A 21,675-nucleotide genomic window follows, 5' to 3' on the forward strand; every position below is an offset into this window, starting at 1 on the left:
AGGTCATGAACATGGAGATCCGGAAAGCCGAGGGGCAGCCGCTGACGACCGCGGATCGCCAGCAGGCGGTCACCGAATCGTTGCGGCAGATCGCTCGCATGTCGCGGTTCGTCGACCGCAAGAAGGGCATCCGGTCCTACCAGAGCCACGTCAAGAACGACCCCTGGATCCCGATCCTGTTCGTCCTCTGCTTCGTGCTGCCGACTTTGGCAGGCGCGGTGTATTTCGGGCTGATCGCCTCCGACCGCTACGTCAGTGAGGCGCGGTTCGCGATCCGCCCCGCACTCGGCACCGCCGACAAGGCGGCGCCCGATTCGGTCGGCACCTCATCGGGCGTCCCGAGCCAGATGGTGGCGCAGGACACGCTGATCACCAACGAATACATCCTCAGCCGGCCGATGCTGGAGACATTGGAAGCCAAGCTCCCGATCCGCGAGTGGTTCAGCCGCGACAGCATCGACTATTTCTCGCGCTTCGATCCGGAGAAGCCGATCGAAAAATTTCTCCGCTACTGGAAGCGGCGGGTCAGCGTCGACATCGAATCCGGCTCCGGCATCATGTCGCTCACGGTCGAGGCCTTCGACCCCGACGAATCCCTCGCCATCGCGAAAGCCGTGATGACAGAGGCCGAGCGGATGGTGAACGACCTCAGCGTGAAGGCGCGCGAGGATGCGGTCGCCGAAAGCACGCGCGAGCTGAAGCTTGCCGAAGAGCGCATGACCAAGATCCGCCTCGCGATGCGCGACCTGCGCAACCGCGAAGGCGTGCTCGACGCGCAGAAGTCGAACGAGGCCAATCTCAAGATCGTCTCCGAGTTGCGGGCGGCCCGGATCAACCTGGCGGTGCAGCTCGCCATCGGCCAGCGCGACCTCGGCCCGGAGTCTCGCCGGATCATCGACATCAAGCAGCAGATCAAGGATCTCGACGACAACATCGCCCGGATCGAGCGGCAATCGGCCAGCCAGGATCCGGAGCAGAAGCGCCTGCTTTCGGACGCCCTGACTCGGTTCGAGGCCCTCGAGAACGACCGCAAGAACGCCGAGAAGTACTATCAGCAGGTGCTGACCGCCCATGAGCGGGCCCGCATCGTCGCCGCCCGACAGATCGAGTTCTTCAGCCCGATCGTCGAACCGGTGAAGGCGGAATCCTCGGTGGAGCCGCGGCGGATCCTGATGATCAGCCTGGTCACCGCGGGCGCGGCCGTACTGTTCGCCGCCTCGATGTTCGCCCGGAAGATGATGAACTGACCCGGTCAGGGTCAGCCTCGCGCGGCTGACCCGCCGCCGGTCCAACCCTGCGCGCGCCAGCCCTCGGCGCGCTCGTCGAGGTCGATCGAGCCGCCGCGATCGAGGATCGCCATCACGCGGTCGGCCTGATGGTCCTCGGCCCGGACTGTGACGAGGGTTCCGCCCCGGCGCACACCCTCGGCATAGGTCTCGGCCTCGCCCTCGGTGAGGCCCGCCCCCGTGAGGCCGCCGATCAGCCCACCCGCCGCAGCGCCGACCCCGGCGCCCGTCGCGGCCGCCACCAGCCAGCCCGCCGCGACCACCGGCCCGAGGCCGGGAATCGCCAGCAAGCCGAGGCCCGCCAGCAGCCCGGCGCCGCCGCCCAGGACCGTGCCGACGGTGGCGCCGGTCCCGGCGGCATCCACCGGATCGACCACGTCGGGATGAGGATCGCCGAACGGCCGATCCTGGATCGCGGCCGGCTCGGCCCGGTTGGCCAGGATGCTGATGTCGGCGTGGGGAATCCCGGCGGATTCCAACTGGTCGACCACGCCCGTGGCGGTGTCGTACTCGTCGAACAGGGCGGTGAGGACGCGCGCGGCCATGCGGGCTCTTTCGAACGGTGGGATGCCGCCCGGACAAGCTGCGAAGGCCGTGCGGGTTCCGCCAGCGCCGGGCCGGTTCTTAACGGCGCGCTAACCATCCACTCGGCAGATCTTGCCGGGTGCGTCCCTCGGATTTCCCGGGGCGGACGGCGACGGATCGAACACGATGGCGGAGACGGCGAGCGCGCCGGTCAGGGGCGGGGCAATCGGCGGGGCCGCTTCAGTCCTGAGTCAGCTCGCGATGCCGACCCGCGGCGACCTCCACGCGCTGTCCAAGCGCTCGGACCTCATGTTCGCCACCGGCGTCATGGGCATCTTGGCGGTGCTGATCTTCCCGCTACCGGCGGTGCTGCTCGACCTGCTGCTCGCGGTCTCAATCATCGTCTCGGTGCTGATCATGATGGTCGGCCTGTCGATCGACAACCCGCTGGAATTCACCGTCTTCCCGACGCTGCTGCTCATCGCCACGATGCTGCGGCTGGCGCTGAACCTCGCCTCGACCCGCCTGATCCTGGGCCACGGCCACGAGGGCACGGCGGCGGCCGGCCACGTGATCGAGGCCTTCGGCCACTTCGTGATGGGCGGTAATTTCGTCATCGGGATCATCGTGTTCGCGATCCTGATCATCGTGAACTTCGTGGTGATCACGAAGGGCTCGGGCCGCATCGCCGAGGTCGCGGCCCGCTTCACCCTCGACGCGATGCCCGGCAAGCAGATGGCGATCGACGCCGACCTCTCGGCCGGCCTCATCGACGAGACGGTCGCCAAGGCCCGCCGCGCCGCCCTGGAGGAGGAATCCTCCTTCTTCGGCGCCATGGACGGCGCCTCGAAGTTCGTCCGCGGCGACGCCGTGGCGGCGCTGCTGATCACCTTCATCAACGTGGTCGGCGGCATCATCATCGGCGTGGCGCAGCAGGGCCTGAGCTTCGGCGACGCCGCCAAGAGCTACACCCTGCTCACCATCGGCGACGGGCTGGCGAGCCAGGTGCCGGCGCTGATCGTCTCGACCGCGGCCGGTATCCTCGTCTCGAAGGCGGGCGTGAAAGGATCGGCCGACAAGGCGCTGGGCAAGCAGCTGGCGCATTATCCGAAGGCGCTCGGCATGTCGGCCGCCGTGATGTTCCTGATCGCGCTCCTGCCCGGCATGCCGATGCTGCCGTTCCTGCTGCTCGGCGGCGGGGCCGGCTACGCCGCCTGGCGCACCAACAAGACCGCCAAGGAGGCCCCGCCGTTGGACTCGGAGGGTGTCCCGATGGACGCCAAGGCGGTCGCTGCGGCTGCGGTCGCCAAGGAGGAGACGGTGACCGACCTCCTGAAGCTCGACGACCTGAAGCTGGAGATGGGCTACGCGCTCCTCGCCCTGGTCAACGGCGAGGGTCAGGACCGGCTCACCGACCAGATCAAGGCGCTGCGCCGCCAGCTCGCGGCCGAGCTCGGCTTCGTGATGCCGTCAGTGCGCATCCTCGACAACGTCCAGCTCGACGCCAATTCCTACGTGGTCCGGGTCAAGGAGATCGAGGCCGGCACCGGCCGGATTTTTCCGGGCCAGTTCATGGCCATGGACCCGATGGGCGGCCAGGTGCAGCTGCCCGGCCAGCACATGCTGGAGCCGACCTTCGGCCTGCCGGCGACCTGGATCGACGCGTCTCTGCGCGACCAGGCGCAGCTCAAGGGCTACACGGTGGTGGATGCCGCCACCGTGGTCTCGACCCACCTCACCGAGCTGATCAAGGCCCACGTCTCCGAGCTCCTCAACCACGTCGAGGTCTCGAAGCTCTTGCGCGAATTGCCCAAGGAGCACGCGGAGCTGCTCAAGGAGATCATGCCGTCGCAGATCTCGACCACCGGCGTGCAGCGGGTGCTGCAGTTCCTGCTCTCCGAGCGCGTGTCGATCCGCGACCTCGGGGCGATCGTCGAGGGCATCGCGGAGGTCGCCGGCGCGGTGAAGAACCCGCGGGACGTGGTCGAGCATGTCCGCGCCCGACTGGGGCGGCAGATTTGCGCCCAGTATCAGGACCAGAACGGCACCCTGCCGATCATCACCCTGTCGCCGGCCTGGGAGCAGGCCTTCATGGAGTCGATTGTCGGCGAGCGCGAGGAGCGCTACCTGGCGATGCAGCCCTCGAAACTTAGCGAGTTCGTCACCGCGGTTCGCGACCGCTTCGAGACCGCGGCCCGCCAGGGCGAGATGCCGGTGCTGGTCACCTCGGCGCAATCGCGGCCGTTCGTCCGCTCAATCATCGAGCGCTTCCGCCGGGAGACGCCGGTGATGAGCCAGGCGGAGATCCACCCGCGGGCGCGGCTGCGCACGGTGGGGTCGATCTGAGAAGCAGCGGCCGTGGGGGTACGTCGGGTTGAAAAGCCTAGGCCGCCATTCACCGTCATTGCGCGCGCAGCGAAGCAACCCAGGGCAGCGCGCGATCCGAGACCGTCGCGGTTCCAGGTCGCTTCGCTACGCTCGCGATGACGAAGCGGGTCGATCGTGTAAGCGGAAGCCGCCTCAGATCGCCTTCTGCTTCAGCTCGCGCTCCAACTCGTGCGCGTCGAGACCGGGCACGACCACCGGGGGTTCGGGCACAGTCGAAGGAACTGCGGCGTTCGTCTTGATGGCGGCGGCGAGGCGGGCGCGTTCGAAAACGACCACGACGATCACCGAGATCAGCGCCGGGATCCAGAAGTAGAAAATCCGGAAGATGATCACCGCCGCGATGATCGCGTCCTTCTGTGCGTCGTCGGTGATGTGCATCGCGGTGATGAACACGATCTCGAACACGCCGAGGCCGCCCGGGGCGTGCGAGGCGAGCGCCACCGAGAACGAGGCCAGGAAGATCGCCAGAACCGGGATGAAGCCCGGGTTCATCGCCTCCGGCAGGGCGAAGTAGATGATGCCGGCAGCCCCCAGAAGCTCCAGCGGCGCCGCCAGCAGCTGGCGGCCCATGATGCCGGGCCCGGGATATTCCAGCTTGAAAGAGCGGATGTGCAGCGGCCGCAGGTGCAGGATCGAGCCGAGGACGTAGAGCGCCACGAATCCCAGCATGCCGATGCCGACCACCAGGGCGGTCTTGGGATCGGTGAGGAAGCCGGGGAGCCTGCCCTCGAGGCGGGTCAGAAGATTCGGGTCCACCACCAGGGTGAAGCCGCCGAGCAGGATCGTGCCGAGGAAGAAGGTGAAGGAGCACAGGGCCACCAGCACGGCGACCTGGGCGGCGGAGAGGCCCTTGGCCGTGTAGGCCCGGTAGCGCACCAGGGCGCCGGAGAAGACCGAGGCGCCGATATTGTGCGACAGCGCGTAGGTGGTGAAGGAACAGAGCGAGACGAACAGCCACGAGATGTGGCGCACCCCCAGATGCAGCAGCGCGATTCGGTCGTACCAAGCGAGCGCCGCATAGGCCACGAGGGTCGAGATCGCCGCCAGCAGGATGCGGTGGGGCGGAATCGCCAGGATCGCGGCCCAGATCGCGGCCAGCGATGTGGTCTTCAACTCTTGATAGAGAAAGTAGCCCGATACGACGACCGCTGCCAGGCCGATCAACGGCCAGATGAACTCGCTGAGCTTCTTCATGAACACCGACGCCCCGGGGAGAGCCCCTGATGCGCCGCCAAGCAATGCGCCGCAAGCGGATCGAGGCCATCGCGATCCCCCTTGTCAGGTGATCGTGACGGTTTCGTGCCGCGTTGCCGGCACATCACACGGGACCCGCAGGAGCGAGCACCCCGGCGGACCGGATCAGCCCCGGGCGCGGTTGAGCCCGATTCCGTCCATGGCAGCCTGATCGCGGATCGCGTCGGCGGCGCGCTCGGCGGTGCGCTCGCGGTCGTTCAGGATCTCGACCTTCTTCAACTCCTCGAAGGCCTCGCCGAGCTCGGCCTTGGCCTCGGCCAGCTGGCCTTCGAGCGCCTGGGCGGATTGGCGCATGTTGTCCCGGCGGCCGGCGGCAGCGCGCGCGTAGGTCGGGTAGGCGAAATGCCCGACATCGGTGATGCCGGCGCGGGCCTCCTCGACGGCGACCTCCCGGTCGAGCTCCACCGCCATGCGCTGGAAGTCGGCCATCATCATTTCGATCTGGGTCACACGCCGGCGCTTCTCATCAACCTGGAAGCGACGCAGCCGGATCAGCGTGTCACGCGATTTCATTGGGACGCTCACTCCACGCAACGCTCGGGGCCGCGCCGAGGACCATGCCCGGCCCGTGCCCTAAACAGGATCGCGACGGCGAACCTGCTCAGACCCTCGTTCCGCATCACTCATCGCACCCAAGCGGTTACCGCTTCGCTGCATGATGCCTAGGCCCCGCCGACAATCTGGCTCAGCCGTGCGTAACCATCGCCGATGGACGTTGCTTCTTCCTTACCCTGCCCCAGAAAAGCCTCAAGCTGAGGCATGAGCGCCACGGCCTCGTCGACCTCCTGGGACGAGCCCGCCCGGTAGGCGCCGAGCCGGATCAGTTCCTCCATGTCGGCATAGGTCGAGAGCACCCGGCGGGCCCGGCGGACCACCGGCAGATAGGTCGGGTCGCAGGAGCGCGGCATGGTCCGGGAGACCGAGCGCAGCACGTTGATCGCCGGATAGCGCCCGCGCTCGGCGATGGCGCGTTCCATGACGATGTGCCCGTCCAGGATGCCGCGGACCGCGTCCGCCACCGGCTCGTTGTGGTCGTCGCCCTCGACCAGCACGGTGAACAGGGCCGAGATCGTGCCGACGCCGACCCCGGGTCCGGCCCGCTCCAGTAGGCGCGGCAATTCGGAGAAGACGGTCGGCGTATAGCCTTTGGCGGTGGGCGGCTCGCCCGCGGCGAGGCCGATATCGCGCTGGGCCATGGCGAAGCGGGTGATGGAGTCGATCATGCACAGCACCTTCGCGCCCTGGTCGCGGAAATGCTCGGCGACCGAGAGCGTCACGTAAGCGGCGTTGCGGCGCATGAGCGCCGGCTCGTCCGAGGTCGCCACCACCACCACCGAGCGGGCGAGGCCGGCCGCGCCGAGATCGTCCTGCAAGAATTCCTGAACCTCGCGGCCGCGCTCGCCCACGAGGCCGATCACCGCCACATCGGCGGCGGTGTAGCGGGCGAGCATCGACAGCAGCACCGACTTGCCGACACCGGAGCCCGCGAAGATGCCCATCCGCTGGCCAGCGCACATGGTGAGGAAGCTGTTGATGCACCGGACCCCGAGATCCAGCGGGCCGCCGACCCGGGTGCGGGCATGGGCGGGGGGCGGGTCGGCACGCAGGGAATAGACGTCCGGCCCCTGCGGCAGGGGCCCGAGGCCATCCACCGGCCGGCCGAGCGCATCGATCACCCGGCCGAGCCAGGCGCCGCAGGGCCGGATCGCGCCTGCCGATTCGTCGCGCACATAGGCCGGGCAGCCGCGGCGGACTCCCTCGAGAGAGCCGAACGGCATGGCGAGCGCCCGGTCGCCCTGGAAGCCGATGATCTCGCAGGGCACAAGCCCGAGGCCGTTGGCGCCCTCCACGTCGATCCGACCGCCGAGCCGCATCGCGGCCACCGGCCCGGCCACCTCGACCAGCAGGCCGCGGATCGCCACAACCCGGCCGAACGTCTCCAGGATCTCGACCCGGTCCAGGGCCGCCTGGGCCGCGGCGAGGCTGGTAACGGACCTTGCCGGATCCTGTGTCATCGCCGTGGCTCTCAACGCTTCGTTTACCGGCCTCCTTAACACTGCGCTCATCGGGCTCGTAGCGGCTCGGTCCGGGCGTCGGCGCCAGCCGGGCTTCACGAAGTCGTGGGGCTGTGGCCGTGGGGTCACAGCCGGGACCGGGTCGTTGCGGGCGAGACACTTACGCCCAACCGTGTGGGCGGACCGGTCGCGATCGGAGCGGAATCACGGCCCGGAGGGTGCGCGGAGGAACCTGTTTCCTCCCGTCAAGCTCGCGGGCCGGTGAACGAGACGCTTGCGGGTGGGAATCAGGTTTTGTTAACGATTAATCCATAGCGTTCCACGTCAAGAGCGACGGAGCGCCCGTCCACAGGCCGGTGGCGGGCGATCGGTGGGGACGTGTCTGCGCGCTGATGCGGCCGGCGGGGCTGGGGACGGACGATGCGTGTACTTTTGATCGAGGACGATAGCGCGACTGCGCAGAGCATCGAGTTGATGCTCAAGTCCGAGAACTTCAACACCTATACAACCGACCTGGGCGAAGAGGGGATCGACCTCGGCAAGCTCTACGATTACGACATCATCCTGCTCGATCTGAACCTGCCCGACATGTCGGGCTACGAGGTGCTGCGCAACCTGCGCGTGGCCAAGGTGAAGACGCCGATCCTGATCCTCTCGGGCATGGCCGGGATCGAGGACAAGGTGAAGGGCCTCGGCTTCGGCGCCGACGACTACCTCACCAAGCCGTTCCACAAGGACGAGCTGGTCGCCCGCATCCACGCCATCGTGCGCCGCTCGAAGGGCCACGCCCAGTCGGTCATCACCACCGGCGACCTGATCGTGAACCTCGATCAGAAAACCGTCGAGGTCGGCGGCGCACGGGTGCACCTGACCGGCAAGGAGTACCAGATGCTGGAGCTCCTCTCGCTCCGGAAGGGCACGACGCTCACCAAGGAGATGTTCCTCAACCATCTCTACGGCGGCATGGACGAGCCCGAGCTGAAGATCATCGACGTGTTCATCTGCAAGCTGCGCAAGAAGCTCGCCAATGCCAGCCAGGGCAAGAACTACATCGAGACTGTCTGGGGCCGCGGCTACGTGCTGCGCGAGCCGATGGATGCCGAGGAGCGCATGGCGGTCTGATCCACCCGGATCATCGCCGTTCTCGAAAAACCCCGTGCGGCTCGGCCGCGCGGGGTTTTCGTTTTTTGCGCATCGTCCTGAAAGGTGGCTGCGGGCTTTCGGAAAAAACGATGCCGCCTTGAGCCCTATCGGACTCCGGCTCGGGAAAAGACCTGGGCGGCCGGGGCGACCACCACGTAGCCGCCGCACGGGGCGGTGCGGGTGATCACGGCGCTCGCCACGCCCCAGACATAGGTCCCGCCGCGATCCTGCGCGACGACGGGACCACCGGAATCGCCGAAGCAGATCCGGGCGCCGTTCGCCCGGGCGATGGTCAGGCCGGTGTTGCTGGCCGCCACCGGCGTCAGGCTGGCGGTGCGCAGGCGCCCGACGCCGCGCCCGGACAGGCCGGCCCCGGCGATCCGCAGGCTCTTCGGGATACGGCGCGGGTCGGCCGCGAGCGGCACCGGGCGCCGGTCGCGCACCGGCTCGGTGAGGCGCAGGACCGCGAGATCGAGGGACAGGTCGGCGAAGCTCACGTCGGGCGCCGCATTCGGCAGCATCTCGCCGGGATCGGGGCTGTAGCGGGACGCGACCCGGGCGCCGTAGACCGGCCGCGTCGGCTCGGTGCCGCGGAAGAACACCACCAGCGCGCCGAGCGGATCGCCGTTCACGCAATGCGCCGCGGTGAGCACGAGGTCCGGCGCGATCAGGATGCCGGTGCAGCGTGTGAGGTTCAGCGCCTCCTCGGGCTGGGTGATCGTCCCGATGGCGACGGTGGCCTGCGCGAGGGCATCCCGCCCCGCCGGCGCACCGCCGTCGATCGCGGCGGCCGGCCCCGCCAGACCGAGCCCGATCGCGGAGGCGCCTAGAGCGGCTGCGAGCCGCGTCCCGATGGTCCCGACACTGATCACGCGCAAACCTTGCTGCTCCGAGCCCCGCATCAGAGATGCGGCACCGGGCACCCGGCGCAATCGGGCGTGAGGACGCGGCCTCCTTCAGCGCGCCACCGTCCAGGTGCTGGTGCCGTCCTTGTTGTCCTTCACCGATACGCCCATGGCGGCGAGCGCGTCGCGGGCGCGGTCGGAGGCCGCCCAGTCCTTGGCGGCGCGGGCGGCCCGGCGCTCGGCGATCAGCGCCTCCACGGCGGCGACATCGATCCCGGCGGCGGCGACCTGATCCTGCTCGCGGTCGCTGCGGGTGCGCGTGAGCAGGCCGAACAGGTTCGCGCCGGCCCGCAGGGACGCAGCCTCGTCGGAACCGCCACCGGCGAGGCCGTGCAGCGCGTTGATCGCGGCCGGCGTGTTGAGGTCGTCGCAGAGCGCATCGAGCACCGTGGCCGGCACCGCCTCGGCGGCCGGCGTATCCCCGGCGGCGTTGTACCAGCGGTCGAGCACCCGGCTCGCCTCCTCAAGTGCACGCAGGGTCCAGTCGATCGGCTGCCGATAATGCGTCCTGAACATCGCAAGGCGCATGACATCGCCCGGCCAATCCTTCAGCACATCGCGGATGGTGATGAAATTGCCGAGCGACTTCGACATCTTCTCGCCCTCCACCTGCAGGAAGCCGTTATGCAGCCAGACATTGGCCATCACCGGCGTCCCGAAGCAGCAGCGCGATTGGGCCACCTCGTTCTCGTGGTGGGGGAAGATCAGGTCGATGCCGCCGGCATGGATGTCGAAGGTTTTGCCGAGGTGCTTGGCCGACATTGCGGAGCACTCGATATGCCAGCCCGGACGCCCGGGCTCGGCGATCCCGGCGGGTGACGGCCAGGACGGCTCGCCGGGCTTCGAGGGCTTCCACAGCACGAAATCGAACGGCGAGCGCTTGTAGGGCGCGACCTCGACTCGGGCGCCGGCCTCCATCTCGTCTAGGGGTCGCTTCGAGAGGCGGCCGTAATCGGGCATGGCCGGCACGTCGAACAGCACGTGCCCCTCGGCCACATAGGCGTAACCGCCTGCGACAAGCGCATCGATCATCGTGCGCATCTCGGCAATGTGATCGGTGGCCCGGGGCTCGATGAAGCGGGGCGGCTCGCCCGGCACATTTACGTCTTCGGGCATCAGCAGGCCGAGGCCGCGCAGATCCCGGTGGAACTGCGCCAGCGTACCGTCGGTGAGTTCGCGGATGGTGATGCCGCGCTCGGCCGCCCGGGCGTTGATCTTGTCGTCCACGTCCGTGACGTTGCGGGCATAGGTCACGTGCGCCGGCCCGTAGAGGTGGCGCAGCAGCCGGAACAGCAGGTCGAAGACGATGAATGCGCGCCCGTTGCCGATATGGGCCGCGTCGTAGACGGTCGGGCCGCAGACATACATCCGCACCTGGGCGGGATCGATCGGCGTGAACGCTTCCTTGGCGCTCGTCAGCGTGTTGTAGAGCCGCAACATCGGCGCCATGAAACCCATCCCCTTCCGGCGCCGCAGCCGATCTTCGGCGCCGCGCCGTCGCCGGAAAACCGGCCCTGCCCTCAATGACCTGCGGGCACTGCGAAGCGAAGAGCGGCCGAACGATGGCGGCTCACGCCCCGCCGCAGCAGCCCGCTGTTGCGCTGCGGCGACGGTGCCGCCCGCACGATGGGGCTAACGCAAAAGCGTGAGGAATTCGAGATGGTCCTCGCACGGGACGGGTAAGCCTTCCTTAACCGCGTCGTCGGACCGTCCGGACCAAGAACCTCGAACCCAAGATACTGTGCCCAAGGAAAGTCCATGCGACGCAAGGCTGCCGGTTACTTCGTCATCGCGGCTTCCCTGACCACGGCCTGCCTCGCGCAGGGCGCGTTCGCCGGCAGCGACGGCGAGACGCCCGCGAAGGCCCCGAGCCATGTCGAGAAGACCTTTCTGATCCCGTCGAGCGACGGCTACGGCGTCGGCGATTGCCTGACGACCCCCGGCAGCGAGTGCGGCCAGGTGGTCGCCAATGCCTGGTGCGAGGCGCAGGGCTACGCCGCCGCCAACACCTTCGGGATCGCCGCCGCCGACGAGTATACCGGCGCCATCGAGCAGCCGATCGCGACCCCGACCGAGCGCCCGATCCGCATCACCTGCCGGGACTGACGAAGCGGCGTCAGCCCTTCACGAAATCCGAGCATTTCGGTGCCGGCTCGGTGCCCCAGGGCGCCAACGGCACCGCCGAGGTCGAGTTTTTCGGCGACCCCTGGATGACCTTGAATGAATAGACCATGTAGATCAGCGTATTGCGCTGGGCATCACAGCCACGCACGATCTGCATCGACTTGAAGATCAGCGAACGCCGCTCGCTGAAGACCACCTCGCCCTGGCCCAGCTTTCCCTTGAAAGCGATCGGTCCGGTCTGGCGGCAGGCGAGCGAGATGTCGGAGACGTCCTCGGCTAGCCCGAGCGTCCCCTTGATGCCGCCCTTCTCCGGCTGCGTGTACCAGCAAGCGACCCCCGACACGGCCGGATCGTCGATGCCGTAGACGACGAGCTTGTCGTTAGGGGTCAGCGGTCGCCAGACCGTGGATTTGGAAAAGATCCGGTCCGGCTCCTGGGCCGAGGCCGGTCCGGCCGCCGCCAGGCCGAGGGCGAAAAGCCCAACACAAGTGAGACTCCGAAACCACATCGCGGGTCAATTCCCTGCCCAAGCACGCCGCCCGGATGTAGGAGGACTGTCCCCGCGTTGCGAGGGGGCGTACAGTCAAGCTGCTTCGGTCCCGAGGCATGGGCGGCGCACGTTCGACCAGCGGGATTGAGAGTATTTCCGATCAACGCGATGCAGCCGATGCTTGACCGCCCGATCGTCCGTTCGCTCGGCCGCCTCGTTCTGAGCGCGGCCTTGGCGTGCGGTCTGTCCCTGAGCCTCGCCCCCGCTAAGGCGCAGGAGGCGCCGGCCGGTGCACCCGCCGCCGGTGAGGCGAAGCCTGGCGCGCCACAGCTGCCGTCGCCCGCCTGCCGGCGCTATCGGGCAGAGCTAGCCTCCGTCCAGAACGGCGCCAGCACGACCCGGGCGCTCAACGACGAGATCGGGCGGCTGGAGGCCTATTTCCGCGGGCTGAACTGCGAGGGCGGCAAGTTCCTGTTCTTCGATACCCGCCCGCCCCAGTGCGGCGCCGTGGAGCAGCGCATCCGCGCGCTCAAGGCGACCTATGGCGGCGCGGTGTTCGACGATAGCGGCGCCCGCAAGCGCGAATTGCAGGGGCTGGTCTCCGCCAATTGCCCGGCCCGGGAGACCTATGCCGGCACCGGCGAGGCCTATGCCAAGGGCGGCCCGCAGATGGTCTGCGTGCGGACCTGCGACGGCGGCTTCTTCCCGATGCGCAACCTGCCCGAGGGCCGCGGCGGCGCCGACGAGATGTGCCAGGCGCTCTGCCCCGGCACCGAAGCCCAGGCCTATGCGATGCCCTACGGCGACGAGGCGCTGAAGCACGCGGCCTCGGTGAAGGGCAGCCGCGCCTATGTGAGCCTCGCCAACGCGTTCAAGTTCCGCAAGGAATTCGTCCCGAACTGCTCCTGCAAGCCGCAGAACCAGACCTGGGCGCAGTCGCTCGTGAAGGCCGAGAGCATGCTGGTGCGGCACAAGGGCGATATCTTCGTCACGCCCATGCAGGCCGAGGCGCTGTCGCGCCCGAAGGTGCGCCTGACTCTGGTCGGCCGGGCCGACCGGACGGCCGCCGAGCTCGCCGCCGACGCCGCCGGACGTGCCGGGGTCGAGATGAATGCCGGTGCGGGGGAGAAGACCGGCGAGACCAAGGCGGGCGAGGTGAAGGCGGCTGGCACCAAGCCCGACCATGTCGCCGTGCGGATCATCGCCCCCGACATGATCGCGGTGCCCCAGCGGCTGACGCCCTGACGGAGTCTTGAGCGGCCGGCGCGGAACCATAGGCCGCGCGCAGGGTTCGGGTCGGCTCGATCCGAAATGAGGCCCCGATGCGGCTCCTGCGACTGATCCTCCTCACTGGCACGGTGCTCCCGGGCCTGACCCTGGTGCAGCCCGCCGGCGCATCCCCGGACCAGTTACTCCTGGCCCAGGGCGGCCCCGACGAGCGCGGTCCGCGCGGCGGCGGCGAGCCGCCCCATGGCGGGCCCCGTCCGGAACGTCCACCGCAGGAGCGTCCCGGACCGCCGCCGGGTCCGCCCCCCGCCGCCCGCGAGCGGCCCGAGCCACGGCCCGAGCGCGCCCCGCCCCCGAGGGAGCGTCCCGAGCCGCCGCGTGAGCGCCAACCCCAGGCCGAGCCGCCTCCGCGCGAGCGCGCCCCCGAGCGTCGGCCCGAGCCACCGGCGGCGCGTCCGCCCGCTCAGGAGCGTCGGCCAGATCGCGGGCCGGACAGCCAGGAGCGCCCAGCGCCGGAGCAACGGCGCGCGCCAGATCGTCCCGCCGTCGATCGCCCTGCACAGGAGCGGCCCGGACCCGACCGGCAGCCGGTACAGCGTGAACCATCGCCACCACCCTCACCCCGGTCGGCGCCCGAACGTCCGTCGCAGCCGCAGCGTGCTCCGGATCAGGACCGCCGGCCTCCGGACCTGGAGCGTACGACGCCGAATGTCACACCGAATGCTCCGGCGCAGCGCCGGGACGCCGCGCCCGATCGCGAGGGCCCAGCGCAGCGTTCCGGTGTCCCAAGTGCGCCGCCTGCGAACGCTGCTCCCGGCGTGCCAGGCCGGCCGGTACAGCGCCCGGACGCTCAGCCCCAGCCGAATGCAAGCCCCGGCGCCGAGCCCGGCCGGCCCGTGCCACCCAACATGGCCCCCGGCGTTCCCGGACGGCCGGTCCAACGCTTGGAGAACCAGCCGGGCTCCGAGCCCGGTCGCCCGGTGCCCCCGAACATGGCGCCGGGGGTTCCCGGCCGCCCCGTCCAGCCGCCGGGACCACCGCCCGGCGCCGACGCTCCGCCTCCGCCCCCCGGCGTACAGCCGGGTCAGCCGCCCGCCGGCGGGCCGGGCGCGCGCGGCGCGTTCAACAGGCCGGGCCAGCCGGGCTACGTCCCCGGCGGCTTCCGCGCGGAGGACGACGTGCGCGACTACGATCAGGTCCGGCGCGACCGACGCGAATTCAGTGAGGGCGGCCGGACCTATTACCGGGAGCCCGGCCGCATCATCGTCCGGGATCGCGACGGCTACCTGATCCGCCACGACGAGAACGAGCGGTTCCGGGATCTCGACCCGCGCGGCTTTCGCTCCGAACGGCGCGGCGCCGACTATTACAGCTTCATCGACCGGCCGGGCGGCGAGCAGATCGTCACCGTTACGGACGATGACGGCCGGTTGCTGCGCCGCTACCGTCGTTTCCGGGACGGCCGCGAGGTGGTGATCATCGACAACGGTTATGCCGGCCCGCCGCGCCCGATCTACGAGGACGTGGTCGTGCTGCCGCCCCCCGACATCCGCATCCCCCGCGACCGCTACGTGGTGGAATACGAGCAGGCGGACGAGGGCGCGGTCTACGAAGCCTTGACGGCCCCGCCGGTGGTCGCCGTGGACCGCCGCTACACCCTGGATCAGGTCCGCTACAGCCCGGATCTGCGCGCCCGGATGCGCTCGGTGGACATCGACACGATCAATTTCGATACGGCCTCGTACACGGTCACGCCGGACCAGGCGGCCCGGCTGTCGGTGATCGCGGCCGCCATCAACCGAGCGATCCGCGCCAACCCGCAGGAAGTCTTCCTGATCGAGGGCTACACCGACGCGGTGGGCTCCGACATCGACAACCTGTCCCTGTCGGACCGCCGGGCGCAATCGGTGGCGACCGTGCTGACTCAGCAATTCCAAGTGCCGCCGGAGAACCTGACCACCCAGGGCTACGGCGAGCAGTACCTGAAGGTGAACACGCAGAGCGCCTCCCGGGAGAACCGCCGCGTCACGGTCCGCCGGATCACGCCGCTGCTGCAACAGGGGACGGCGCAGGCGCAGCCACCCCGCTGAGCGGCGCCATCACGCCGCCAGTTCCCGCGCTTGGCGCGGGGTGAGGCTGAGCAGCCCGAGTACCGCGAGCCCCGCGCCGATCCAGAGCGGGGCCGCGAGGCCGTAGCCATGGTCGATCGCGAGGCCACCGAGCCATGTTCCGAGGGCGAGGCCCGCCGTGATCACCGAGGTATGGAGGCTATTCACCAGCGGGCCGGGATGGGCGGCCCGCATCACCCGGGCGACCATGGCCGGGTTGAGGGAAACGCCGGTGAGACCGATCACGAGGAACGCGGCGACGCTGACGGCCGCGTCGGTCGGGAAGGCCGCGAAACTCGCCAGGGCCGCGGCGAGGATGACGAGGCCGATTGCCAGGACGGGTATCGTGTAGCGATCCGCCAGCCGGCCGATGATGAGATTACCGATCACCGTCGCGAGCTCGTAGGCGGCGAGCACGATCGGGATCAGCCGCGGCGCCAGTCCGGTGACCTCGGTGAAGATGGCTGTGACGTAGCTGAAGGCCGCGAAGGTCGCCCCGATGATCAGCCCGCTGGTCGCGTAGGCCGCCCAGAGACGGCCGTTGCGCAGGTCGGCTAGACCGGACGCCAGATCGACCTGTGTGCTGCGGGCGGGTCTCGGGATCGCCGGGCCACGACGGCGATACACAGGGCCGTCAATCCGACGATCAGCCAGAAACTGGTGCGCCAGCCGAACAGGTCGTTGATCACCGCCGCGGCGGGCACGCCGACGACCGGCGAGATCATCAGCCCGGCCAGGACCAGCGAGGCAGCGCGCCCCCGAAGGTCGGTCCGGACCGATTCGGCGCAGAGCGTCAGACCGATTCCGAAGCAGGCGGCGCTGGTCACGCCCTGCAGGGTGCGAGCGAGCGCCATCACGGCGTAGCTCGGCGCCACGGCGGCCAGCGTGCTGCCGATCAGGAACACGCCGAGCAGCCACAGCAGCGCGTCCTTGTTCGACACGCCGAGCCGCAGGAGCAGAGCGATCACCAGCGGGCCGCCGAAGGTCATGCCGAGGGCAAACAGCGCGATCAGGTTGCCGATCTCGCCCACCGAGACCGCAAAGGCTGTGGCCAGCGACGGCATCAGCCCGGCGACCATGAATTCCGCCGTGGTGATCACGAAGATCGTCGCACTGAGGAGATAGACCCAGGGCGGGACCGTGGCGGCGCCGGGCTCGACTGCACCAGTCACGTCCCGTGCTTCGACCGTTGTCTCCGCTGCCCGCATCGTCGGCCCCCATTTCTGTAAACTCGACTACAGAATGGGTAAGCGCGCTTGCCGCGGGCGGTCAAGCCATTCTATAAATCCTGCTACAGAAAGGTGTGCGATGGCTTCCGCGCGAGGACGGCCCCGCGGCTTCGACCGCGATCAAGCTCTGGAGCGCCTGATGCAGGTGTTCTGGGCCAAGGGCTACGAGGGTGCACAGCTCAACGACCTGACCGCGGCGATCGGGGTGAAGCCGCCGAGCTTCTACGCGGCCTTCGGCTCGAAGGAGGCGGCGTTCCGCGAGGCGATCGACCTGTACATCGCCACGATCGGCTCCGCCCAGATGCGGGCGCTCGAACAGGCGGTGACCGTGCGGGACGGTCTGCGCGCGATGCTGGAGGGCAGCGTCGAGGTCGCGCTCTCGACCAAGTCGGGCGGCTGTTTCCTGATCCTCGGCGTGGTCAATTGCCTGCCGGCGAACGAAGTGGCGCGCGAACATCTCATGCGCGCCCGTCGCAAGACCGTCGAACTCGTCTCGGACAGGCTCCGGCGCGGCGTCGCGGACGGGGAGCTGCCCGCGGACACGGATATCCCCCGGCTTGCAGCGTTCTATCACGGCATCTTGCAGGCGATCTCGTTCCAGGCGCGGGACGGGGCGACGCGGGCCGAACTGCGCGCGCTGATCGACCCGGCTCTGCGCGCCCTCGATCCGGCCTGATCCGCCCGCATGGCGCGGACGCGCCGCCTGCAGTTGACGCCGGCTGGCCCGCGCCTCACCACCGGGCGAGCTTTTTGATGGCGCATCATCGTCTTCCGAGAGCCGGCAACCGCCTTTCGGGATGATGCTTCTGCAACGCGGGATGGTGATGGCGAGCGAAGGCAACGAGCGGCTGATCCGGTCGGGCACGCCGGTCTTCCGCCGCACGGCGCTGGCCCTCGCCGCCGCCGGGTTCTCGACCTTCGCAGTGCTCTACGCGGTGCAGCCCCTGCTGCCGATTTTCGCGGATGAATTCGGCGTCTCGCCGGCCGAGAGCAGCCTCGCCCTGTCCCTGCCCTGCGGGCTGCTGGCGGTGGCGCTGCTGGTGGTGAGCCCGCTCTCAGAGATCTGGGGTCGCAAGCCGGTGATGCTGGCCTCCCTGTTCGCCTCCGCTGTGCTGACCATTGTCGCCGCCCTGGTGCCGAGCTGGCATGGTTTTCTGGTCCTGCGGGCACTGTCCGGACTGACCGCGAGCGGCCTGCCGGCCGTCGCGATGGCCTATCTCGCCGAAGAGATGGACGCGCAGGCGATCGGCCTGTCGATGGGGCTGCTGGTTGGGGGCAACGCACTCGGCGGCATGTCCGGCCGGCTGATCAGCGGCGTGATGGCCGACCATGTGAACTGGCGGATCGGCCTCGCCACGATCGGCGGCTTGGCCCTCGTCGCCGCCCTGGCGTTCTGGCGCTGGCTGCCGCCGGCGCGCAACTTCGTGCCGCGCCGGATGGCCTGGCGCGAGGTGCCGGGCAGCTTCGGCCACCATTTCCGCGATGCCGGCCTGCCCTGGCTGTTCGCCGAGGGCTTTTTGCTGATGGGCGGCTTCGTCTGCATCTACAACTACATCGGCTTCCGCCTGCTCGATCCGCCGTTCTCGTTGAGCCAGACGGTGATCGGCCTGATCTTCTCCGTCTACATCGCCGGGATGGTCAGCAGCCCAGTGGCGGGCGAGCTGGCGAGCCGCTTCGGCCGGCGGCGGGTGCTGTGGCTCGCCACCGCGCTTGGCCTCGCCGGGATCCTGATGACGGCGGCCGACAATATCCTGCTGATCGTCGCCGGGGTCGTCGTGGTGACCATCGGCTTCTTCGGGGCGCATTCGGTGGCGAGCAGCTGGGTCGGGCGCCGGGCGCTCCGCGACCGGGCGCAGGCCTCCTCGGTCTATCTGTGCCTGTACTATCTCGGCTCGTCGGTGCTCGGCACCGCGGGCGGCTGGTTCTTCGCCCATTCCGGCTGGACCGGCGTGGTGCTGTTCGTGGGCGGCCTTTACGGTCTGGCCCTCGCTATCGCGATTCGGCTGTCGCGCTTGGCGCCCCTGACGGTTTGAACCTGCCCCTGACCACCGGGCGCCCATCGCCGGTAATTTTTGACAATCTTTGCCAAACCTCGCCATCCTACGACGAGGAGGTGCCGGCATGGCGACCATGAACATCTCGTTGCCCGATCCCATGAAGGCTTGGGTCGAGGAACAAGCCGACACCGGGCGCTACGCCAATGCGAGCGACTACGTGCGCGACCTGATCCGTCGCGATCAGGAACGCCTCGCGAAGATCGGCGAGCTGCAACGGCTGATCGATGAGGGCTTGGCGAGCGGCATCAGCGGCCGGTCGGAAGAGGACATCCGCCGGCTCGGACGGGAGAGATTGGCAGCTCTCCGCGCAAGATGACCTTTCGGACGTCGCCGCGGGCCGATGAAGACATCGCCGAAGCCTACGCGGCGGGCGCGTTGCGTTTCGGCGAGGCCCAGGCCGAGCGCTACCAGGACGGCCTGTTCGACGCGTTCCGGATGCTCGCCGCGAATCCCCGGATAGCGCATGAGCGGCGGGAATTCGCGCCGCCGATGCGGCTCCATCCCTACAAGGCGCACATGATCGTCTACGTCGAAGATGGGGCGGGTATCCTGATCGTTCGCGTCCTGCATGGCCGACAGGATTGGGACCGTGCGCTGGCATGAGAGCCGGGGCGTGACGGCACGCGGGTGATTGCGGATCACCACGACGCAGCGCATGGTCCGCGATGGAGTGCCCAGGAATAGGCTCCTGAACCGAGGAAAAAGCCGATGAGCGCGCGCAACCATGCCGGCCACGTCGTCGATCAGTTCGGTGCGCAGGCCTCGGCCTACGTGACGAGCGCGGTCCACGCTGCCGGCGCCGACCTCGACCGGATCGGCGCGCTGGTCCGCACGCTGCCGGGGGTGCGGGTGCTCGATCTCGGCTGCGGCGGCGGCCATGTCGCCTTCGCGGCTGCGGCGGCCGGCGCCGCGGTCACGGCCTACGACCTCTCGGCCGAGATGCTGGCCGCGGTCACCGCCGAGGCCGGGCGGCGCGGCCTCGACCGGATCGAGACCCGGCAGGGCGCCGCCGAGACCTTGCCCTTCCCGGACGCCGACTTCGACGCGGTGCTGACCCGCTACAGCGCCCACCATTGGCGCGACGTCCCGGCCGCCCTGGCGGAGGCGCGGCGCGTGATGAAGCCCGAAGGCTTGCTGGTGATCTGCGATGTCGTCGCCCCCGAGGAGCCGCTGCTCGACACGCATCTCCAGGCGGTGGAGCTGTTGCGCGACCCCTCCCATGTGCGTGACTACCGGGTGTCGGAATGGCGCCGCATGCTGCAGACGGCTGGCTTCAACCCCGGCGACACCGCCGCGTACCGGCCGCGCATGGACTACGCGAGCTGGATCGCCCGGATGCGGACGCCGGAAGTCAACGCGGCGGCGATCCGCGCCCTCCAGGCCTCGGCGCCGGTCGAGGTCGCCGAGCATTTTGCCATCGAGGCCGACGGTAGTTTCCTGCTCGACTCAGTCCTGATCGAGGCGCGCCCGCGCTGAGACGCTCCTGCACGGCGCGAGCTCGGGGAGTAGGCGCTAGGCCGCCTCGCCCGCCAGCCGCCGCGCCGCCCGGTCGCGCCCGATCAGCGGCAGGAGTCCGGCGAGGTCTGGCCCGTGCTCGAGCCCGGTGAGTGCGAGGCGCAGCGGCATGAACAGGCCCCTGCCCTTGGCGCCGGTGCGGCTGCGGATCTCGGTGGTCCAGGCCTTCCAGGTCTCGGGGCCGAACGGCTCCGGCGGCAGGATCTCGCGGGCCGCCGCGATCACGGCTTCCTCGGTGATCACCGGATTGATCGGGCCGGCCACGACCTGCCACCAGTCCCGCGCCTCCGAGACGCGGCCGAGATTCGGCTGCACCGCCATCCAAAAGGCCTCCGCGGTCTCGGGCGGGATGCCGAGATCGGCGAGGCGCGGGGCAACCTCCGCGTACGGCATGGCGTGGACGAGCCGTGCGTTGAGCCCGTCGAGCTCCGTGGGGTCGAACCGGGCCGGGGCGCGGGAGATCTCACCGAGATCGACCAGGCTCGCCAGGGTGTCGAGGTCGGGCACCGCGCGCACCGATTCGGCCGAGCCGGTGAGCACCGCCAGTGAGCGCACGGCGGCGGGCTCGTAGCCGGCTTCGCGCAACCCGCGCAGCGACAGGTGGCCGAGGCGCTTCGACAGCCCCTCCCCGTCCGCGGTGGTGAGCAGGTTGTGGTGGCCGAAGACCGGCACGGCGGCGCCCAGGGCCTCGAAGATCTGCACCTGCACGCCGGTATTGGTGACGTGGTCCTCGCCGCGGATCACGTGGGTGATGCCGAGTTCGGCGTCGTCCACCACGGAGGGCAGCGTGTAGAGGTAGCTGCCGTCGGCGCGGATCAGCACCGGGTCGGACAGGGACGCGCAATCGACATGGGCCGGCCCGCGCACGAGGTCGTCCCAAGTCACCGTCCGCGCATCCAGCAGGAAGCGCCAATGCGGCCGGCGGCCTTCGGCCTCGAGGGCGGCGCGGTCCTCGGCAGTGAGCTGCAGCGCGGCCCGGTCGTAGATCGGCGGCTGGCCACGGCCGAGCTGGCGCTTGCGCCGCCGCTCCAGCTCCTCCTGGGTCTCGTAGCAGGGATAGAGCCGCCCGGCCGCGCGCAGGCGGTCGGCGGCCGCATCGTGCTGGGCCTTGCGCTCGCTCTGCCGGGCGAACAGGTCCGGCTCGATCCCGAGCCAGGCCAGATCCTCCCGGATCGCCTCGGCGAAGGTTTCGGTCGAGCGCTCGGCGTCCGTGTCGTCGAGGCGCAGCAGGAATTGACCGCCGGTCTTGCGCGCGAACAGCGCGTTGAGCAACGCCGGGCGGGCGTTGCCGATATGCAGGTAGCCGGTGGGCGAGGGAGCGAAGCGGACGAGCGTCATGCTCCGCTCTGTAGCCGATCTGCGGCGGGTTTTGCGCCTCCCTTCGCGCATGGGTGGCGCGAACCGCCGCT

At 69.4% G+C, this 21,675-nt stretch carries 21 protein-coding genes; 11 read left to right on the top strand and 10 right to left on the bottom strand.

The genetic code is table 11. The features are described from left to right. Positions 1-5 precede the first annotated feature (5 nt). Complete coding sequence (locus BM228_RS17805) at positions 6-1,247, top strand: KpsE/RkpR family capsule polysaccharide export protein (RefSeq protein ID WP_092042760.1); 1,242 nt, start codon at positions 6-8, stop codon at positions 1,245-1,247. An 11-nt stretch (positions 1,248-1,258) separates the two neighbouring features. On the opposite strand, the gene BM228_RS17810 is transcribed toward BM228_RS17805, so the two are convergent. Then, on the bottom strand, positions 1,259-1,831 hold the full coding sequence (locus BM228_RS17810) for a hypothetical protein (protein WP_092042762.1): 573 nt from the start codon (positions 1,829-1,831) through the stop codon (positions 1,259-1,261). A gap of 166 nt (positions 1,832-1,997) precedes the next feature. On the opposite strand from BM228_RS17810, the gene flhA reads away from it, so the two are divergent. Then, positions 1,998-4,157, top strand: a complete 2,160-nt coding sequence (gene flhA, locus BM228_RS17815) for a flagellar biosynthesis protein FlhA (RefSeq protein ID WP_092042763.1) — start codon at positions 1,998-2,000, stop codon at positions 4,155-4,157. Between the two features lie 174 nt (positions 4,158-4,331). Here flhA and BM228_RS17820 read toward each other — a convergent pair whose 3' ends face one another. The 3 genes from BM228_RS17820 to fliI all read right to left on the bottom strand — a co-directional run bounded on the left by BM228_RS17820 (position 4,332) and on the right by fliI (position 7,468). Then, positions 4,332-5,393: a lysylphosphatidylglycerol synthase domain-containing protein gene (locus BM228_RS17820; protein WP_092042765.1), complete on the bottom strand. Its 1,062-nt coding sequence runs from the start codon at positions 5,391-5,393 to the stop codon at positions 4,332-4,334. Between the two features lie 165 nt (positions 5,394-5,558). After that, entirely contained in the window at positions 5,559-5,966 is a 408-nt protein-coding gene (gene fliJ, locus BM228_RS17825; protein WP_092042766.1) for a flagellar export protein FliJ, read from the bottom strand. Between the two features lie 149 nt (positions 5,967-6,115). Then, the gene (gene fliI / locus BM228_RS17830; protein ID WP_092042768.1) at positions 6,116-7,468 is read right to left on the bottom strand and encodes a flagellar protein export ATPase FliI; all 1,353 of its coding nucleotides are present in this window, start codon (positions 7,466-7,468) and stop codon (positions 6,116-6,118) included. 420 nt (positions 7,469-7,888) lie between these two features. Here fliI and ctrA point away from each other — a divergent pair, with 420 nt between their 5' ends. Then, positions 7,889-8,590 carry a response regulator transcription factor CtrA gene (gene ctrA, locus BM228_RS17835; protein WP_007566477.1) on the top strand — a complete coding sequence of 234 codons (702 nt, stop codon included), beginning with the start codon at positions 7,889-7,891 and terminating at the stop codon, positions 8,588-8,590. A gap of 125 nt (positions 8,591-8,715) precedes the next feature. Here ctrA and BM228_RS17840 read toward each other — a convergent pair whose 3' ends face one another. Further along, the gene (locus BM228_RS17840) at positions 8,716-9,483 is read right to left on the bottom strand and encodes a trypsin-like serine protease (protein ID WP_244537193.1); all 768 of its coding nucleotides are present in this window, start codon (positions 9,481-9,483) and stop codon (positions 8,716-8,718) included. 84 nt (positions 9,484-9,567) lie between these two features. Further along, positions 9,568-10,965: a cysteine--tRNA ligase gene (gene cysS, locus BM228_RS17845; RefSeq protein ID WP_092042804.1), complete on the bottom strand. Its 1,398-nt coding sequence runs from the start codon at positions 10,963-10,965 to the stop codon at positions 9,568-9,570. Between the two features lie 309 nt (positions 10,966-11,274). Here cysS and BM228_RS17850 point away from each other — a divergent pair, with 309 nt between their 5' ends. After that, the gene (locus BM228_RS17850; RefSeq protein WP_092042769.1) at positions 11,275-11,622 is read left to right on the top strand and encodes a hypothetical protein; all 348 of its coding nucleotides are present in this window, start codon (positions 11,275-11,277) and stop codon (positions 11,620-11,622) included. Positions 11,623-11,632: 10 nt separating this feature from the next. Here the strand turns inward: BM228_RS17850 and BM228_RS17855 are convergent, their stop codons facing one another. Continuing rightward, positions 11,633-12,148 carry a CreA family protein gene (locus BM228_RS17855; RefSeq protein WP_092042771.1) on the bottom strand — a complete coding sequence of 172 codons (516 nt, stop codon included), beginning with the start codon at positions 12,146-12,148 and terminating at the stop codon, positions 11,633-11,635. 159 nt (positions 12,149-12,307) lie between these two features. Between BM228_RS17855 and BM228_RS17860 the strand changes: the two genes are divergently transcribed. Next, on the top strand, positions 12,308-13,375 hold the full coding sequence (locus BM228_RS17860) for a DUF2865 domain-containing protein (protein ID WP_092042805.1): 1,068 nt from the start codon (positions 12,308-12,310) through the stop codon (positions 13,373-13,375). Positions 13,376-13,452: 77 nt separating this feature from the next. Further along, positions 13,453-15,447: an OmpA family protein gene (locus BM228_RS17865; protein WP_092042772.1), complete on the top strand. Its 1,995-nt coding sequence runs from the start codon at positions 13,453-13,455 to the stop codon at positions 15,445-15,447. 9 nt (positions 15,448-15,456) lie between these two features. Here BM228_RS17865 and BM228_RS35410 read toward each other — a convergent pair whose 3' ends face one another. Continuing rightward, positions 15,457-16,092 carry an MFS transporter gene (locus BM228_RS35410; RefSeq protein WP_244537188.1) on the bottom strand — a complete coding sequence of 212 codons (636 nt, stop codon included), beginning with the start codon at positions 16,090-16,092 and terminating at the stop codon, positions 15,457-15,459. Continuing rightward, the gene (locus tag BM228_RS35415; protein WP_244537189.1) at positions 16,020-16,637 is read right to left on the bottom strand and encodes an MFS transporter; all 618 of its coding nucleotides are present in this window, start codon (positions 16,635-16,637) and stop codon (positions 16,020-16,022) included. The genes BM228_RS35410 and BM228_RS35415 overlap by 73 nt, the downstream gene beginning before the upstream one ends. Before the next feature lie 136 nt (positions 16,638-16,773). Here BM228_RS35415 and BM228_RS17875 point away from each other — a divergent pair, with 136 nt between their 5' ends. From BM228_RS17875 to BM228_RS17895, 5 genes are all read left to right on the top strand, one after another. Beyond that, complete coding sequence (locus BM228_RS17875; protein WP_092042774.1) at positions 16,774-17,370, top strand: TetR/AcrR family transcriptional regulator; 597 nt, start codon at positions 16,774-16,776, stop codon at positions 17,368-17,370. A 148-nt stretch (positions 17,371-17,518) separates the two neighbouring features. Continuing rightward, positions 17,519-18,727, top strand: a complete 1,209-nt coding sequence (locus tag BM228_RS17880) for an MFS transporter (protein WP_092042806.1) — start codon at positions 17,519-17,521, stop codon at positions 18,725-18,727. Between the two features lie 88 nt (positions 18,728-18,815). Further along, on the top strand, positions 18,816-19,067 hold the full coding sequence (locus tag BM228_RS17885) for a type II toxin-antitoxin system ParD family antitoxin (RefSeq protein ID WP_092042775.1): 252 nt from the start codon (positions 18,816-18,818) through the stop codon (positions 19,065-19,067). Continuing rightward, positions 19,064-19,354, top strand: a complete 291-nt coding sequence (locus BM228_RS17890) for a type II toxin-antitoxin system RelE/ParE family toxin (RefSeq protein ID WP_092042777.1) — start codon at positions 19,064-19,066, stop codon at positions 19,352-19,354. Before BM228_RS17885 ends, BM228_RS17890 begins: the two co-directional genes overlap by 4 nt. Before the next feature lie 105 nt (positions 19,355-19,459). Then, positions 19,460-20,227, top strand: a complete 768-nt coding sequence (locus tag BM228_RS17895; RefSeq protein WP_092042779.1) for a class I SAM-dependent methyltransferase — start codon at positions 19,460-19,462, stop codon at positions 20,225-20,227. A 36-nt stretch (positions 20,228-20,263) separates the two neighbouring features. Here the strand turns inward: BM228_RS17895 and gltX are convergent, their stop codons facing one another. Further along, positions 20,264-21,604 (bottom strand): glutamate--tRNA ligase, encoded by a 1,341-nt coding sequence (gltX, locus tag BM228_RS17900; protein ID WP_092042780.1) that lies wholly within the window; start codon positions 21,602-21,604, stop codon positions 20,264-20,266. Positions 21,605-21,675 lie beyond the last annotated feature (71 nt).

Source organism: Methylobacterium pseudosasicola (genome assembly GCF_900114535.1).
Classification (GTDB): domain Bacteria; phylum Pseudomonadota; class Alphaproteobacteria; order Rhizobiales; family Beijerinckiaceae; genus Methylobacterium; species Methylobacterium pseudosasicola.

Excerpts from the sequence above, each read along its gene's own strand:
- BM228_RS17875 (WP_092042774.1), top strand. The coding sequence starts at position 16,774 with ATGGCTTCCGCGCGAGGACGGCCCCGCGGCTTCGACCGCGATCAAGCT.
- BM228_RS17865 (WP_092042772.1), top strand. The coding sequence starts at position 13,453 with ATGCGGCTCCTGCGACTGATCCTCCTCACTGGCACGGTGCTCCCGGGC.
- BM228_RS17880 (WP_092042806.1), top strand. The coding sequence starts at position 17,519 with ATGGCGAGCGAAGGCAACGAGCGGCTGATCCGGTCGGGCACGCCGGTC.
- BM228_RS17850 (WP_092042769.1), top strand. The coding sequence starts at position 11,275 with ATGCGACGCAAGGCTGCCGGTTACTTCGTCATCGCGGCTTCCCTGACC.
- fliI (WP_092042768.1), bottom strand. The coding sequence starts at position 7,468 with ATGACACAGGATCCGGCAAGGTCCGTTACCAGCCTCGCCGCGGCCCAG.
- cysS (WP_092042804.1), bottom strand. The coding sequence starts at position 10,965 with ATGGCGCCGATGTTGCGGCTCTACAACACGCTGACGAGCGCCAAGGAA.
- BM228_RS17890 (WP_092042777.1), top strand. The coding sequence starts at position 19,064 with ATGACCTTTCGGACGTCGCCGCGGGCCGATGAAGACATCGCCGAAGCC.
- BM228_RS17885 (WP_092042775.1), top strand. The coding sequence starts at position 18,816 with ATGGCGACCATGAACATCTCGTTGCCCGATCCCATGAAGGCTTGGGTC.
- flhA (WP_092042763.1), top strand. The coding sequence starts at position 1,998 with ATGGCGGAGACGGCGAGCGCGCCGGTCAGGGGCGGGGCAATCGGCGGG.
- BM228_RS17805 (WP_092042760.1), top strand. The coding sequence starts at position 6 with ATGAACATGGAGATCCGGAAAGCCGAGGGGCAGCCGCTGACGACCGCG.
- BM228_RS17860 (WP_092042805.1), top strand. The coding sequence starts at position 12,308 with ATGCTTGACCGCCCGATCGTCCGTTCGCTCGGCCGCCTCGTTCTGAGC.
- BM228_RS17895 (WP_092042779.1), top strand. The coding sequence starts at position 19,460 with ATGAGCGCGCGCAACCATGCCGGCCACGTCGTCGATCAGTTCGGTGCG.
- gltX (WP_092042780.1), bottom strand. The coding sequence starts at position 21,604 with ATGACGCTCGTCCGCTTCGCTCCCTCGCCCACCGGCTACCTGCATATC.
- fliJ (WP_092042766.1), bottom strand. The coding sequence starts at position 5,966 with ATGAAATCGCGTGACACGCTGATCCGGCTGCGTCGCTTCCAGGTTGAT.
- BM228_RS17820 (WP_092042765.1), bottom strand. The coding sequence starts at position 5,393 with ATGAAGAAGCTCAGCGAGTTCATCTGGCCGTTGATCGGCCTGGCAGCG.
- BM228_RS17855 (WP_092042771.1), bottom strand. The coding sequence starts at position 12,148 with ATGTGGTTTCGGAGTCTCACTTGTGTTGGGCTTTTCGCCCTCGGCCTG.
- ctrA (WP_007566477.1), top strand. The coding sequence starts at position 7,889 with ATGCGTGTACTTTTGATCGAGGACGATAGCGCGACTGCGCAGAGCATC.
- BM228_RS17810 (WP_092042762.1), bottom strand. The coding sequence starts at position 1,831 with ATGGCCGCGCGCGTCCTCACCGCCCTGTTCGACGAGTACGACACCGCC.